Below are 15,462 nucleotides of genomic sequence, written 5' to 3'. Positions count from 1 at the left end.
ATGTTGAATTGCCCTTTTCGAATGCTCCACAGCCAGGCGATATGAACCACTATAGCCTTGGCTGGAGCGTTAAGCTTAGAAATTGTACCTATTAATAAATCAAGTCTTCCCAACTACCCTCGCGAGATCAGCGTTACTATTCATCCCTACGGGTTACTCCTTTGTTAATGACCAAAATAGAAGAGCCAAAGCACTCACAATTGCACCTAATAAACTCACTCCGTTCCAGCCAAAGTAAACATAGATACTGGTTGATGCAATCGACCCAGTGGCGCTGCCAATGGAATAGAAAATCATATAGCCGGCAGTAAGCCTACTGCGTGCCTCAGGCCGCAGAGTAAGAATCATGCTCTGATTGGTGACATGTACGGCTTGTACTGCAAGATCAAGAAGGATAATACCAACGATTAATGCAAGAAGTGAATGTTGAACATAACTTATGGGCAACCATGATATGAGCAAAAGAATCAAGGCTACACCGGTGGTCTTCTGCCCTAAACCTCGATCGGCGAGACGACCTGCTCGCGCTGCTGCTAAAGCGCCTGCAACACCTGCGAGACCAAACGCTCCAATCGCTGTATGTGAAAGGGAAAACGGTGGGGCGCTGAGAGGTAATACTAGAGACGTCCATAATATACTGAAAGCGGTAAAAATCATCATGCCTAGTGCAGCACGGATTCTAAAAGTTCGTTCCTGAGCAAACAACGTGAACATTGAACGAATCAACTGTAGGTAAGATAATGATTCTCTTTTGTGCTCATAATGTGGCAGCACCCGAAACAATACACATGCCATGATTAGTGTTAATACAGCGGAAACAAGGTAGACAGAACGCCAACCTGCTAAATCCATTAATATGCCAGCGAAAGTTCGCGCCAGTAGAATACCAATTACGATTCCACTTGTCACAACACCAACGACACGCCCACGTTCAGCTGGAGCAGCCAAAGTTGCCGCGAATGCAACGAGCGTCTGTGTCACTACGGCAAGAAACCCAACCGCTGCTATACCTATGAATAACACAATACTGCTGGTGGCAGTACCAACGACAATTAAAGCCAATACGGATAGGAGCATCTGTCCAGCGATCAGCCAACGCCGATTTAATAGATCACCCAGAGGCACTAGTAATAACAGTCCAAGTGCATAAAAAATTTGAGTGATTGTAATAACAAGTCCAACGAATGAATGAGAAATACCAAACTCGTTCGAAATAGCGTCCAGTAAAGGTTGCGCATAATATATGTTAGCAACAACTATTCCGCAGGCGATGGAAAATAAAAGTGCCACATTACGAGATATTATTGATACAGGCACTTGTTCCGACGCTCTAAACCCTCCTTGTACTTTTTCAGCTTTTTTGACTGTTTGATCCGCTATAATAGCTTTCGATTCCTCAACAGATTCCCCCAAAAATAACGCCTCCTGATTAACTTTTATCAAATTCATACATTACATACCGATCAGTACGTAAATACGTTTGACAAATATAACTCAAAAAAAAGATAACTGTCAAGAGATTAGCTTATGAACAATCGAAAATTAGAAACCGACTATTTATACGTTCATTTCTTATTGACATAATAATATTCAAACCATAAAATCATATCATACCGTTCGATATGAAAAGAGGGAGTTACTATGGCTCGACCACGCGAATTTGATGAGGAAAAAGCATTGGATGCAGCTATGCAAGTATTTTGGGAAAAAGGGTTTGAAGCTACCTCTTTAAGCGACCTGACATCAAGAATGGGTATCCAGCGGCCTAGCATCTACTCAACCTTTGGAGACAAAAAAGGACTATTTGAAGCTGCGTTGCGGAAATATACAAGTTCTCATGCAGCCTATATTCGGAACAAACTTCAAAACAGTTCTTCTGTTAAAGAAGCTTTCCGTGCCTTCTTTGAAAATATGGTAGAAAAAGAATATGGGCAAAATCCGAACTGGGGATGCTTTTGCATTAATTCGATGGTTGAACTTTCACCCCATGATGAGAAATTCGAGGTCCTAACAAGAGAACACCAGATGTATCTCTCGGTAATATTTCAAGAAACGATTGATCGAGGTTTGCGCTCAGGTGAGCTTGATCCCGCTATTAACGCAAAGAGTTTAGCGCAGGCATTAGTCATATCATTAATTGGACTTACCGTGATCATGAAATCCCGTCCTGAAAGATCATTTGTAGATAATTCTGTAAAAGAAATACTTACATTGTTGCGATAAAATCAAAAAATCAGGTAGTGATTTTGTAACTACGAAACGTTATTATGTTTAACAGCTCTTCACTAATCCTGTTTTTCTGTCGATAATTTATAGTAGATGGAAAAGTATGGAGGAGCATATGAACACTAATCGCAGAACTGAACCTTTTCGATATACCCTTAAAGAACCTGTAACCTTTGATCTTCATATTCTTAGCATTAACGGAATCCAGGTGCCTTCTAAGCCTGTAAGAGCTGTATTGTTCAACATCAGCCGGACCGGCTGCCACTTATCGTTACCCCTCAACATTAATCCAGAAAATAACCTAGTACGGATTGGTATGGAAATGAATCTTACGGATGAATCTATTTACTTAGAAGGAATCCTGAAATGGAATAGAGAACAGCAGGACTGTTTCCATTACGGTATTCAATTAGACATTCCTGAAGCAGATATTGAGTGTCTTCCGAGGGTGCTCCGCAGGCTCGCTGGAGAAGGTAAAATATTGGTTCGTTGAACGATCAAAATCAGAATAGTGATCCGTTTAATAAAAAAAACAAACCCGCGTGTAGACGCGGGTTTGTTAAATTTTTGCTGCTGTTATTGAATATCAAGATTAATTCCTAACGCTTCTATCTTTGTTCTTGAGGTACATCTCGTTCAGGGGATACTGGTATAACTTGCTCTTTCTCCAGCACCTCTTTTAAATCATCCTGAATTCTTCGATCCCAATGAGGAACGCCAGAGCGATACGCCGCTCTACCTGTCAGGTGGGCTGATAAAGGTGCAGTTATAAATACGAAGACAATCCCTAGTAATAGCTTTGCACTAATATGATCCTGAAAAAATGCAAAATATAGAAAAGCCCCAACCAAGACACATAAAACACCGAGAGTAGCACTTTTGGCAGCAGCATGTGATCTTAGATAAACATCAGGTAGCCTAATCAAACCAATAGCACTTACGGCACTAAGCAATGCCCCCATCAGAATTAACAAAGCAAACAGCAATTCACCGACTGTCTTGATCATTTCCATGTTCGAGCACCACTCCCCTCTCTATATATCTGGCAAAAGCCGTTGTTCCGATAAAAGAAAGAATTCCTATTAACAAAATAATTTCAATAAAAGCCCGCGTTTGGAGTAAGACTGACAGAACGGCTACCATTGCTAACAGATTAATTCCAATCGTATCCAGCGCAGCCACCCGGTCAGGTAAAGAGGGTCCTTTCACCAAACGCCAGGCACATACGCCTATAGCTAGAGTCATGATCGTAATGGACAGCATAAGAATAAAATGAATCATTAGCGGGTCACCTCCAGTATCGCACGCTCAAAGGTGTCTCGGATATTCGCTCTGAACTGTGCAGGGTCATCAACATCCATGGCATGAATATACAATGTCCGATTATCATCCGAAACTTCAAGTACCACAGATCCAGGAGTGAGACAGAGCATCGTGATCAACGTAGCCACTTCCCAATCCGAATTCAGCTCTGTAGTATATTTCAGTATAGCTGGACGTACATTAAGCTCCGGTCTCAGAACGGCTTTTACTACTACATAACTTGAAACGACCAGTTCACGCAGCAACAATAGAATTAGCTTAATGATCGCCCACACTTTTCCAAGATATAACCTGGGCCAAAAGCGTCGCATTCCGAGCAGAATGAGTATACCGAGCAGGAAACCAATGACGAAACGCGGCCCAGTCCAGTCATTGTGCAGAAACATCCACAGGAATGCTATCATGAAATTCAATAATAGTTGAAAAGCCATAGTATCTACTCCTTCATGACAGCGTTAATGTATAGTGCTGGATCAGCCAGTACGGCTCCGGCTTGGCTGACATATCCGTTTACCGTCTCAGCACCTACACCCATCAGAATTACAAGCGCGAACAAAACAGCTGCCGGTGCCATCATAGCTTTATAATGAAGCGGTTTGACTTGTTCTTCCCTTTTCTCGCCACCCCAGAATACCTGCTGGAATACCTTGATCAAGGAATATAACACTATGAAGCTTGATGCAAGTGCAATTAGTGCCAGAGCCACATGATTCTGTCCAAATCCGCTACGCACCATCATCACTTTTCCAGCGAAACCACTAAGTGGTGGAACACCAACCAACGCCAAAGTCAGTACGAAGAACATCCAGCCGGTCCACGGATAGCGTCGGATTAAGCCACCCATTTCTTTTAAGCGGTCGGTGCCCGAGGCTGAGATAATCATCCCGCCCAGGAAAAATAATAATGCTTTAGCAACCATGTCATGCATTAAATAAAACACTACACCATTTAACGAATCCTGAGTCGCAACAGAAATCCCAAAAGCGATAAATCCAACACTGATAATGATATTATAATTAAATATTCGGCCCAGATCATTGTAAGCCAATGCACCGATTGCACCAAGTATCATCGTCGCTCCCGCCATCCAGGCAATCAGTGAATGGGTGAGTCCCGGTTCTTGAATAAAAATCAATGTAAAGGTACGCGTAATTGCATACAATCCCACTTTCGTTAACAATGCCCCAAACAGTGCTCTAACAGCCACAGGTGGTGCGCTGTAAGAATCCGGGAGCCAGAAAAAGAGCAGCAAACCTGCCTTTATCGAAAATACGATCAGCAGCAGGACCGCAATGACGTTCATTACACCGCCTTGTCCCGCCTCTGCTACACGCATAGATAGATGTGCCATATTCAGCGTTCCTGTCGCGGCATATAAATAAGCAAGCGTTGCTACAAACAAGGAAGAGGAAATCACGTTAACTAGTACATATTTTAACGTCTCTCTCAGTTGACCTTTAGAGCCACCAAGTACAATTAAAGCGTACGAGGCAACTAACAGGACCTCAAAGCAGACGAACAAGTTAAACAGATCTCCTGTGAGAAAGGAGCCAAACACCCCAGTTAATAGAAAATGGAAAAAGGGATAGTAATAAAACCGTTCTCTTTCTTCCCCAATGCTGGCGAAGGAAAAAAATAAGCAAGCCGCACCAACAATAGCACCGATTAGCACAAGTAAGGCCGCAAACATATCAGCAACAAACACAATGCCATAAGGTGGAAGCCATCCCCCCATATATAGGGTCTGGATGCCCTTTGTACTTACCTGGTACACAATGATTCCAGCAACCAAGATATTTAAAAACACACTGACGGCACTGATCATACGTTGCAGATCCACTCGTTCTTTTAGAAAAATCAGTATAACTGCCGTAAAGGCCGGAATCAGCAGAGGCAGCACTAGCAAGTTGTTCATTGTTGTCTCTCCTCCTTGGTTCCTTCCACATCATCCGTGCCCGTCGAACGGTAAGTCCGGTATGCCAAAACAATGAAGAATGCTGTTACTCCAAAACTAATTACAATAGAGGTCAAAATGAGCGCCTGCGGTAACGGATCTACATACGCCTCCGCTTTTTCACCTAGCAAAGGTGGAGCACCTGTCTTCAGACCCGACATTGTCAGTAGCAGTAAATGAACACCATGGGTAATTAAATTAGTACCCAGCAGGATGCGTAGCAAGCTTTTGGAAAGGACTAGATAAACACCTACAGAAAACAATACGCCGATCGCCAAGGCAACAACAAGCTCCATTAGCTATCCCTCCCGATCGTAAGTATGATATTCATAGTGACACCAATAACCGCTAGATAAACACCAAGATCAAAGAACATTGCAGTGGTTAATTCTGTTTTGCCCATAAGCGGCAATTGGAAATATCCAAACGTTTGGCTCAGGAAGGGTACGTCGAATATAAATGAGCCACCCCCGGTAAGAAAAGCAATCGAAATCCCGATCGCAATTAACTTACGATAATTAATAGGCAACACCTTCTCAACCATATCCATCCCAAAAGTAATAGCAAGTAGCACCAAACCTGCAGAAGCCATCAAAGCCCCAATAAATCCGCCTCCCGGATTATTATGACCGGCAAAAAACAAAAACAACGAAAATATCAGAATGATAACGAATGCTACTTTAGCTACCGCTTGCAGTAACACATCATCACTTCGGGAATAACGAGGCTTATTATAGGGAACAACCCTCTTCAGTTGGGCTGCTGTACCCTCTCCATCCAACTGCAGCTTGATCATGGAATAAATAGCAAGCGAGGCGAGGCCTAGTACTGTTATTTCAAACATGGTATCAAAGCCGCGGAAATCAACGAGCAGAACATTGACAATATTTTTACCGCCACCCAAAGTATAGCTATTCTCCACATAATATTTCGAGATGGATTCGAACGGACTACTACCTAAAGCAGCAAGTGCAACCAATGTCATCGTTACGCCCATCCCGATGGAAATAATTAGTTTCAGGAAATGCGCACGAGGTTTGAGCTTCTCTTTTTCCAGCCTAGGCAAATGCCTGAAACATAATAGGAATAATGTAACAGATACCACTTCAACAATCATTTGCGTAAGCGCCAGATCAGGAGCTCTGAACAGAACAAAGAGCAAAGTAACCATATAACCAACCATTCCTGTTAACAAAATGGCTGTTATTCTGGAACGCACAAACGGAATAGCTAAAGCACCTAGAAGCAAAACCATTACAGCAATAACCTCAAACAAAGAAAAAGGAGTATACTCAGTCGTACCAAGTGTAATTCCATCTGAATACCAGACGACACCGCAAATCGTTACGATCAGGAAGGAAAAAATATACATTAAATAATGTCTCATGGAACCAGTCATATAAGAACCAGTCACCCATCTAGACAATATCTCAACCAGCCGGATTACTCCGTCATAGACTTGATTTAAAGTGTAGCCACTGCCCCATTCTTTATCGACCAGACTTAAACGGCCATAGATTCGGTATACAGTAATACCAAGAATCACAACACCAAGTGTCATCCATACTTCTGGTGTCCAGCCATGCCAGAAATGGATATTCACAACAAAAGGTTCCCCGGTCTGCAAGATAGGGTGAATAGCATTCATTGCAGGGATAATAAGTGTATTAGATAATATATTCGGGAAAAAACCAATAAATATAGACAGCACTGCTAGCAGGCACGGGGCAAGCAGAAGTCCAAATGGGGCTTCATGCGGTTTTTTGTCCAGCTTCTCAGGCTGATATTTTCCGAAAAAGGTGTGGAATACCAAAATCATACTGTATGCAAAAGTAAACACGCTGGCAATCCAGGCCAAAACCGGGAAGAGCGTAAACAACGAGGGAATAGAGAATATATCCAAGTTTCGGATATTCAGGACAGCTGTAAAAAACATCTCTTTACTTAAAAATCCTGAAAATGGCGGCAAACCAGCCATGGAGAAACTGCCGATCATCGCTACCGTAAAGGTAACCGGCATAATGGAAATCAGTCCGCCTAGCTTTCGCAGGTCCCGGGTACCTGTCTCATGGTCAACTATACCGACCATCATAAACAACGAGCCTTTAAAGATGGCATGGTTAATAAGATGAAAGATAGCCGCTGTTGTTGCAGCAGTATAAAAGACAGCTTCTTCTCCTATATAAAATGCCGCTGCCGATCCCATTCCCAGCAATCCCATAATCAGTCCAAGTTGACTAATTGTTGAATAGGCTAATAGAGCCTTCAGGTCCGTCTGCTTCATCGCCTGGATAGAACCATAAATCAAGGTGATCAAACCGACGCCTGACACAATCCAGAACCACTCATATTGCCCCGCAAAAATAGGGCTGAAACGGGCGACAAGATACAATCCGGCTTTAACCATCGTTGCCGAGTGAAGATACGCGCTAACGGGTGTCGGTGCCTCCATGGCATCCGGCAGCCAGATATGGAACGGGAACTGAGCTGATTTAGTGAATGCGCCTAACAGAATTAGTAGCATCGCTGGAATAAACAACGCATGCCCACTGATATCGCCAACCTCACTCCAAATTTCCCGAATACTAAAGGTGCCTGTCATTACATACAGCATCAAAAAACCGGCAAACATCGCTAAACCACCGAATACGGTAATCAGCATTGATTTCAGAGCACCATACCGCGATTTTTGCCTCCGATGCCAAAAAGCAATTAACAGAAATGACGAAACACTTGTTAATTCCCAAAAACCGTATAACACCATCAAGTTATCCGAAAGTACAACGCCAAGCATCGCACCCGTAAACAACATTAGATAAATATAAAAAGGTGTCAACGCTTCTTTTCGTCGGTCCAGATAAAAAATTGAATAGATAATTACAAGGCTACCCATTCCAGTGATTAACAAAGCAAACAGTAAACTTAATCCATCCAGATGGAAAACCAAATCAATTCCTAGTGAAGGAATCCAAGAAATCGTTTCATAACCCAATTCCCCACCCTTAATAACGGGAATCCGGGTTAAAAAATAAATAAACAATGCGAGCGAACCGGGGAAAACAAACCATCCTCTATGAAGGTTGGATGCCCTCTTGGTCAAAAGTGCGATTACTAAGGCCATTAGAAACGGAACAAGTATGATTACATGCAGCAAAGGCAGTCCTCCTTTTCCACTTGAGCTTATCAAGTTGTGAACTTTAGTACTTACTTTTTTACCAAAAGCCAAAGATCATATGATTGGAAGGGCCTAAAGTAAAGGCCCTCATGTGATAAGAGCACTCCCGATTATAAAGTATCGGTTAATGTGCCATCACAAATATGCAAATATCTAGCCTTTCCATCTTCTTGCTCAATTCTGAATAAACCGTTCTCAAATTCGGTGTGTAGTTCGTGAAAGAACTTCCCTTTAAGCGAATACTCTCCCTTGGGTTCATCACTGAGCTGATACTCATCCCCATTTTTGACCAGGTAGGCGATAACGCCTTCCTCATGGGTTTCTTCCAGACCGGCGCGCATCCGCTGTACGGCCACGACGTGCAGATCCATCATTTTCATTTTACCAATGAGTTCATTGACGAAATTGCGTTTGGTAAGCTCCTGCCATCGAGTCTGAGCAGATTGTCCGATGACGATCTGTGTAACCTCATTCATTTCAGCAACTTCTACAATAATATCTGTTGTTTTCCGGCCTTCACGTTTCCGAATGATAAATTCTGCGCCAGCTTCATCGGCAAGACGTTTCCAGACCGTCATATACATTTCTTTGCTCTGATTATATTCATCAATGTCCGAACTATCGACATTTAATACAAACAATGGCGCCCCTATTATTTCAGACAATTGGACACCACGCCGGATTAAACGTTCCCCATGCGGACCATAATGAACACAAACCATGATTTTTTCATTGTGTATGACCTTCACCCTCCTGTTACAAGGCTAAGAAAAACAAAAGGAGCCTACTGGCGTTAGGCCCCTTACGTAATTCAAAACCTGATAAGTTATACTTAATTATATCTATTCCTATGTTTATTGTAAAGTTTGATGGTTGTCATGGAACTTATTTCTTCGTAATGCTTGTACTATGCCCTTCTATTGAAGTTCTCATTCACTGCATTATTTCAAATTTCTAACAACATAAACTTCGTAATCCCTTATAGAAATATAGATTTTTTAAATATTCATTTACGGGAATATTCCCTATATGGTATATTAAACTTGCGGATGAATTCAATGAATCGAAGTGATACTTGTTTATGAATACTAACGTAATGAGTGCTTTAGCTGAGCCTAATCGTATGCAGATCGTTGATCTATTACGCGACAATCCCTTAACCGTTGGAGAAATCGCGGATAGTCTACAGCTACGGCAGCCTCAAGCATCCAAGCATTTGCGAGTTCTCAGCGAAGCGGGACTTATTGAAGTTCAAGCTGTTGCTAATCGGCGCATTTGCAAGCTCCGCCCAGACCCTTTTAAGGAATTAGACGCTTGGTTAGAATCCTACCGCCATATGTGGGAGGAACGCTATGATCGACTGGATGATTACTTGCAAAAGCTACAAAGCAAGGAATTAGATAAGGAAATATAATCGAGGAGGATTTATCCAATGACAAATTCTAACCCAACTAACCAACTAGTATCCAAAGTTGAAGGCAGCACTTTAATATTAGAGCGTATTTTTAAAGCTCCGCGTGAGCTAGTTTTTAAGGCTTTTTCTGAGGCTGAGCATTTGAAGCATTGGTGGGGACCAAAAGGTTGGACGCTTCCTGTATGCCATGTCGATTTTCGTCCAGGAGGCACTTGGCATTATTGCATGAAATGTGAGGATAAGAATCAAGGTGATTTCTACGGTATGGAGTCTTGGGGCAAGGCGCTTTATCGGGAAATTACGATCCCGAAGCAAATTATTTACACAGACTGGTTCTCAGATGCAGAAGGTAATATTTCAGAAGATCTGCCTGAAACACTAGTCCAACTAGATTTTATCGAACTGGATGGTCAAACGAAGTTGGTTAACACCGGGAAATATGCCTCTCCAGAAGCGCTACAACAAGTGATCGATATGGGTATGCTACCGGGTATTTCACAAACCTTTGATAATCTGGACGTACATCTTGAGAATTTACAAAAGAGCAACTAAGAAGACATGAACGGAGCATCAGCAGCTTAAATAAGTTGGTTATCTAATATATATGTGAAAAATAGGACGATGCAGAGTGCTTATTGCTGCTTCGTCCTATTGCTATTTTATCCCTGTGTATACTCACATCTAATTGGTTTCTGCTAAAATTTGTCCAGCTTCAGCCTTTGACAAATTCTCTACATGATAGATCGTTCCAGTTTCTTGTTCTAGCTTCCGGATTAACTCAAGCTGAGTATCCGTAGCCGTTTGAGCTTTGATGATCCCATCCAAATTGTCATGAGCTATTTTTCGGGCAAGCCCAGGATCATCGAGCAGATCAAGCATTTGGTACATCGCATCAATTGCAATTTTCTCACTGCCAATCCCATAACCGGAATCTGTGCTGAGCATAAATCGATCCGGAAACTTCTTCATAACTGGAATAAATTGCTCGGGATTATTTCCACCCTCAACGTTGTAAACGGAAAAACCAGCAAAAAAATCAGCGTAAAGATTGGGATGCTTTGACAACAACCGGTCAATCTCTTCAGGAGTATTATAGGCATTGATATGTCCAAAAATAATGATAGTCTTCGGATGTTCCTCCAACGCTTGCTCAAGTTTGGCGACAGCAACACCGTTTGGCGGATCAATATGCAATAAGATCGGTGCTTTATATTCAGCGATAATATCATAGATTTGCGGAAGATAACCATCCATAGGATCATTAGCTTTCCATGCCACCTTGGATACCACTGGAGACATCGTAGAAGCGCCTACCACTTCACCCAGACCAAAAAAACCCATTTCTAAATTATTCCTCACGACTTTAAGACTTTCCGGATCATGCAAATCAAACCCCGAAAAATACGGAATAATTATATTGGGATATTTCTGATAAGCCTTCCATGCAAATTTATCTGTAAGGATGGCGCTAGGCTCCGATACATCTCCAAACATAACAACCTGCTGCACCCCTATATCTTTCCACGTCCTCAACATGCCCAAATATTTCAGACCACTGGCATCATGATTATGCGCATCAATTAAACCCAGTTCTTTATACTTGGCAGATAAATCTGTTATAGCTACCTTGTCATCATCAGGAATCATGCTAGGTTCATTTGTAGAAGCTTCTGTTATCTCCGTTGTCTGAGCAGCATTTTCATTCACAGTTACTGTTTTAATCTCATTTTCTTTACTAAAATAAATAATAAACACACCTACCAATATTATCAGAATACCAGCGACCCAATACCTATACTTCTGCATGGCTCATCCTCCATTTTTCGAAACATATCAGTAAGATCGCTAAGTACTCATGAAATAGTGAAACAGGATCGTTCACACACGCTCTCTTGATTATATTGCCATTAAAAATATATTTTGTAAATTAAAAACGATAAATAGGTGAACGCAAGGTTACTCCCTATGCTCTTCCCTTTATTCATTTTGCGGGAAACAAGTACCTGATGCTATTCGGAAAATATTGCAGGAAAAACGTATCATGATGTGTCCCCAACGGATCTGTCTCAAACTTCACCCGTTGATCTGCTCCATCTATCTTCCCTTTTATAATATCATAAGCACGTTTGCTATTAGGCACCATGTCCTTCTGCGCATTCGTCTTGAGGATACCTTCCTGTTCACCAACATACATATAGACGCAGTACTCCCTATCTAGCCTTGTATTCTCCATGTAATGTATAAAATCTTTAAACCACACAGATGCAGATATGAGTATAAAATTATTAAAAACATCCTCATTTTTATACATCGCGTACAGACTTATTAATCCACCTAGTGAGACACCGCCTAAAGCTAATTTCTTCGGCTCATTGGAGATGCGAAATAAACTTTTTATATAGGGTACTAGATCCTGATAGACGTAATTCAGATAATCATCACCCTTCCCCCCAAAGGACCAATCCTTAAAAAGAGCGGGCATTTCCCAAGGCGTATATTCATTATTACGAAGCTGAGAATCAATCCCGATAAAAATAACCGGTTCTGTAATCCCCTCCTCCACATCCCTTTCTATATCAGCAATCGACTCTTTGAACAAGAAATCGCCATCCTGTAAGAAAACCGCCGGGAAGTTTCGTTCAGGAAACAAATGATATGCTTTAGGGAGAAACATAGTAATTTGTCGCCCCATATGTTCGAAAGTAGTAAGTTCTCCTAACATCATTTTCGTCATATCCCCCTCCTTAACGGTTCAACATACGGAACGCTCTACTCATGATGGTCGGCACAACTGACGCGTGGTTTTCATCTGGCGCTACGTAATGCTCAACCTGTAAATTAGGCAAAGCAAACTCACTCATTTTTGAAAATAATATCTTAGCGTCATCGACCATAAACGCCTCTTCACTGCCTACTGTGATCAGTAGCTTTCGGTTCACGGTCCATATCGATTGAGCCTTGTTATAGAACTGGTCCGCATACGCCAGAATTTCATGATCATTCCACCAAATCGAAGGGCTGGAAGCCAAAAAATACTGAAATAGCTCCGCTCGAGTAAATAGCGTCCAGAGAACAAATAACCCGCTTAGTGAGTGACCAAACAAGGCTTGCTTCTGTTGATCGACATTATATTTTTCATAGACACGTGGCATTAATTCTAACTCTAAAAAAGATAGGAACTTTTCAGCACCCCCATGTGGCCCTATATCAGCATTTTTTAATCGATCTGGATATACATACTGCTTTGCAGGCGGCGTGAAATCATAAAATCTTCTTTTAGAGACTTCTTCATCTGAACCATAATGTCCAATGCCAATCACGATTGCCGGTGCTATCAAAGTTTTTGGAGCATTTCTGGATTGCAATTTCACGACATCCCGGCCCAATTGAAAATATGAATTACCATCGAGCATGTAATAGACGGGAAATCCATTATCGGGAGCTTCTTCCCTCGGAAGTGAGACCTTTATATCATATGTGTATCCCATATACTGAGATTCTAGTTTCCATGATTCTGTGCGTTCGAGCTCCACTTGTGTTGACATTTGTTCTGCTCACTCTCCCCTACACTCTTGACTTTGCTAATAAATATAAGAAATAAGGAATACCAATAATCGAAACGACTATCCCCACAGGTAACTCTGCTGGCTGAAATAACGTTTTGGCAAAATAATCCGAAATCACCAGCAAAAACATTCCAACCACTGCACTGGATAACATAATATAACGGTGATTATTCCCTACTAATCTTCTGGCGATATGAGGAGCCATCAATCCTATAAAACCTATAGAACCGGATACAGATACACAGACACTTACGATCCCCACACTGCATAACAGAAAGATCAGCTTTTCTTTTTCTACGGAAATTCCCAAGCTTTTTGTACTGGAGTCTTCCAATTGAAAATAATTGAGCAAATAGCTTTTTCGATACATCACAAATCCTAAAATAAGCACCCAAGGTGCGATCATAATGATATAAGTCCAGTTCGCGCTGTAAATACTTCCAACACTCCAAACCGCGGCCATTTCATAATCACTTGCATTCATTTTTAGAGAAAGATACAACGACAACGCACCAAAACCACTGCTAATCGCAATCCCCGTCAATATCAAACGTTGCATATCAAGTGCACCATTTCTCCATGAGAAAATAAAGATCACAGCAACTGCAGCAAGCCCCCCCACAAAACCAAAGAGCGGCATGGCTAATATCGAGAACCAGCTTTCTTTAAAAAAAGTTGCCCCCGACATTTGAAAGAAAAACATAAACGCAACGATGGCAGCTCCCGCACCTGCATTAATTCCGAGGATACCTGGATCAGCCAGCCCGTTTCGGGTAATGCCTTGAATGACCGTTCCAGCTATCCCCAGACCTATACCTACTAATGAGGCAATAATGATCCGTGGTAGTCGAAATTGAAAAATAACGAGGTCAAATTTAGGATTGGGATCTATTCGCAGCAGCGTTTTTATCACATCCATGACAGACATATCAAAAGCACCATTCGTAAGATGAAAATACCCCGCCACAAGTGTTAGCAGGATAAAAGCCAATAGCGTCAATAGATAGCGACTAAACTGTATCCTTCCTCTATCCACGTTGCTCTCCCCCTTTAACCCGAATTAAATAAAGGAAGAACGGGATTCCAATAAAGGCTGTCACAACGCCAATTGGCGTCTCAAACGGAAAGTTAATATACCGGCTTAAGACATCACAAAATGCTAAAAAAACAGCCCCAATGACTGCTGAACATGGAATGATAAAACGATAGTCGGTCCCAACGATAAATCGTGTAATATGAGGAATGATTAGACCTACAAAGGCAATCTTACCTACTACAGCCACTGCTGTTCCTGTTAGACATACAACAGATAGAATACTGATGATTTTCACCCATTTTGTCCGTTGACCTAAGCTAACCGCCGTTTCATCCCCTAGAGAGGCAACCGTTACGGATTTAGAAATACTAACCGCCAAGAGCAATCCAACGATAATAAAAGGAATTGATAACTTTAGCATATCTGGATTTACGGTATGTATTTTCGAGCTATACCAAATGCTAACATTTTGTGAGACTTGAAAAAACATCGCTACTGCTGAGGCAATACTACTTAAAAATTTACCAATTACAATCCATTCTATTAAGAACACCAAAGTCGTTTATGCTTGCTAGAATAGATTTTTTTGAATTTTTAGATTGCGGAGAAATGTGAAATGAACTCGAGGGATGGGCCTATATTCAACTGTGGCAATGGGGAGCCCTGTTCTTAAATTAGTACACGCCTATTTGGGATGACGGACCGAGCGGACCTTAAATCCTTTGAATACATGTTTTAGTCGAGCTTACGACAAATGTATGCGAATAA

16 protein-coding genes and 1 pseudogene are annotated in these 15,462 nt (G+C 41.7%); 4 read left to right on the top strand and 13 right to left on the bottom strand.

Annotated features, from left to right (window positions below):
- Positions 1-153 precede the first annotated feature (153 nt).
- Entirely contained in the window at positions 154-1,413 is a 1,260-nt protein-coding gene (locus NSU15_RS13290) for an MFS transporter (RefSeq protein ID WP_081954074.1), read from the bottom strand.
- 228 nt (positions 1,414-1,641) lie between these two features.
- Here NSU15_RS13290 and NSU15_RS13285 point away from each other — a divergent pair, with 228 nt between their 5' ends.
- Together NSU15_RS13285 and NSU15_RS13280 are read left to right on the top strand one after the other, a co-directional pair.
- Positions 1,642-2,223: a TetR/AcrR family transcriptional regulator gene (locus tag NSU15_RS13285; RefSeq protein ID WP_076121573.1), complete on the top strand. Its 582-nt coding sequence runs from the start codon at positions 1,642-1,644 to the stop codon at positions 2,221-2,223.
- A gap of 118 nt (positions 2,224-2,341) precedes the next feature.
- Complete coding sequence (locus NSU15_RS13280; RefSeq protein ID WP_339290783.1) at positions 2,342-2,719, top strand: PilZ domain-containing protein; 378 nt, start codon at positions 2,342-2,344, stop codon at positions 2,717-2,719.
- Between the two features lie 115 nt (positions 2,720-2,834).
- Here NSU15_RS13280 and mnhG read toward each other — a convergent pair whose 3' ends face one another.
- The 7 genes from mnhG to NSU15_RS13245 form a co-directional block, all read right to left on the bottom strand.
- Positions 2,835-3,239 carry a monovalent cation/H(+) antiporter subunit G gene (mnhG, locus tag NSU15_RS13275; protein ID WP_339290782.1) on the bottom strand — a complete coding sequence of 135 codons (405 nt, stop codon included), beginning with the start codon at positions 3,237-3,239 and terminating at the stop codon, positions 2,835-2,837.
- Complete coding sequence (locus tag NSU15_RS13270) at positions 3,214-3,507, bottom strand: Na(+)/H(+) antiporter subunit F1 (protein WP_339290781.1); 294 nt, start codon at positions 3,505-3,507, stop codon at positions 3,214-3,216. The genes mnhG and NSU15_RS13270 overlap by 26 nt, the downstream gene beginning before the upstream one ends.
- The gene (locus NSU15_RS13265; RefSeq protein ID WP_339290779.1) at positions 3,507-3,980 is read right to left on the bottom strand and encodes a Na+/H+ antiporter subunit E; all 474 of its coding nucleotides are present in this window, start codon (positions 3,978-3,980) and stop codon (positions 3,507-3,509) included. Before NSU15_RS13265 ends, NSU15_RS13270 begins: the two co-directional genes overlap by 1 nt.
- Before the next feature lie 5 nt (positions 3,981-3,985).
- Complete coding sequence (locus tag NSU15_RS13260) at positions 3,986-5,464, bottom strand: Na+/H+ antiporter subunit D (RefSeq protein WP_339290778.1); 1,479 nt, start codon at positions 5,462-5,464, stop codon at positions 3,986-3,988.
- Positions 5,461-5,799, bottom strand: coding sequence for a Na(+)/H(+) antiporter subunit C (locus NSU15_RS13255; protein WP_042187622.1), 339 nt, complete (start codon positions 5,797-5,799; stop codon positions 5,461-5,463). The genes NSU15_RS13260 and NSU15_RS13255 overlap by 4 nt, the downstream gene beginning before the upstream one ends.
- Positions 5,799-8,663, bottom strand: coding sequence for a Na+/H+ antiporter subunit A (locus tag NSU15_RS13250; RefSeq protein ID WP_339291342.1), 2,865 nt, complete (start codon positions 8,661-8,663; stop codon positions 5,799-5,801). The genes NSU15_RS13255 and NSU15_RS13250 overlap by 1 nt, the downstream gene beginning before the upstream one ends.
- A 125-nt stretch (positions 8,664-8,788) precedes the next feature.
- The gene (locus NSU15_RS13245) at positions 8,789-9,427 is read right to left on the bottom strand and encodes a hypothetical protein (protein WP_231574176.1); all 639 of its coding nucleotides are present in this window, start codon (positions 9,425-9,427) and stop codon (positions 8,789-8,791) included.
- 332 nt (positions 9,428-9,759) lie between these two features.
- Here NSU15_RS13245 and NSU15_RS13240 point away from each other — a divergent pair, with 332 nt between their 5' ends.
- Both NSU15_RS13240 and NSU15_RS13235 read left to right on the top strand, forming a co-directional pair.
- On the top strand, positions 9,760-10,092 hold the full coding sequence (locus tag NSU15_RS13240) for a metalloregulator ArsR/SmtB family transcription factor (RefSeq protein WP_339290776.1): 333 nt from the start codon (positions 9,760-9,762) through the stop codon (positions 10,090-10,092).
- Between the two features lie 18 nt (positions 10,093-10,110).
- Positions 10,111-10,644 (top strand): SRPBCC domain-containing protein, encoded by a 534-nt coding sequence (locus NSU15_RS13235; protein WP_339290774.1) that lies wholly within the window; start codon positions 10,111-10,113, stop codon positions 10,642-10,644.
- A 129-nt stretch (positions 10,645-10,773) separates the two neighbouring features.
- Here NSU15_RS13235 and NSU15_RS13230 read toward each other — a convergent pair whose 3' ends face one another.
- From NSU15_RS13230 to NSU15_RS13210, 5 genes and pseudogenes are all read right to left on the bottom strand, one after another.
- Positions 10,774-11,898 (bottom strand): metal-dependent hydrolase, encoded by a 1,125-nt coding sequence (locus NSU15_RS13230; protein ID WP_339290772.1) that lies wholly within the window; start codon positions 11,896-11,898, stop codon positions 10,774-10,776.
- Between the two features lie 175 nt (positions 11,899-12,073).
- Positions 12,074-12,826, bottom strand: coding sequence for an alpha/beta hydrolase-fold protein (locus tag NSU15_RS13225; RefSeq protein ID WP_339290770.1), 753 nt, complete (start codon positions 12,824-12,826; stop codon positions 12,074-12,076).
- Between the two features lie 10 nt (positions 12,827-12,836).
- Positions 12,837-13,637 (bottom strand): alpha/beta hydrolase-fold protein, encoded by an 801-nt coding sequence (locus NSU15_RS13220; RefSeq protein ID WP_339290768.1) that lies wholly within the window; start codon positions 13,635-13,637, stop codon positions 12,837-12,839.
- Between the two features lie 19 nt (positions 13,638-13,656).
- Entirely contained in the window at positions 13,657-14,694 is a 1,038-nt protein-coding gene (locus NSU15_RS13215; protein WP_339290767.1) for an iron ABC transporter permease, read from the bottom strand.
- Positions 14,687-15,226, bottom strand: a pseudogene (locus tag NSU15_RS13210) (iron ABC transporter permease); the annotation flags it as partial. The gene NSU15_RS13215 and the pseudogene NSU15_RS13210, both read right to left, overlap by 8 nt.
- Positions 15,227-15,462 lie beyond the last annotated feature (236 nt).

The sequence above is a fragment of the Paenibacillus sp. FSL E2-0201 genome, from assembly GCF_037963325.1.
GTDB lineage: Bacteria > Bacillota > Bacilli > Paenibacillales > Paenibacillaceae > Paenibacillus_AQ.
This window is presented reverse-complemented; position numbering and strand designations above follow the sequence as displayed.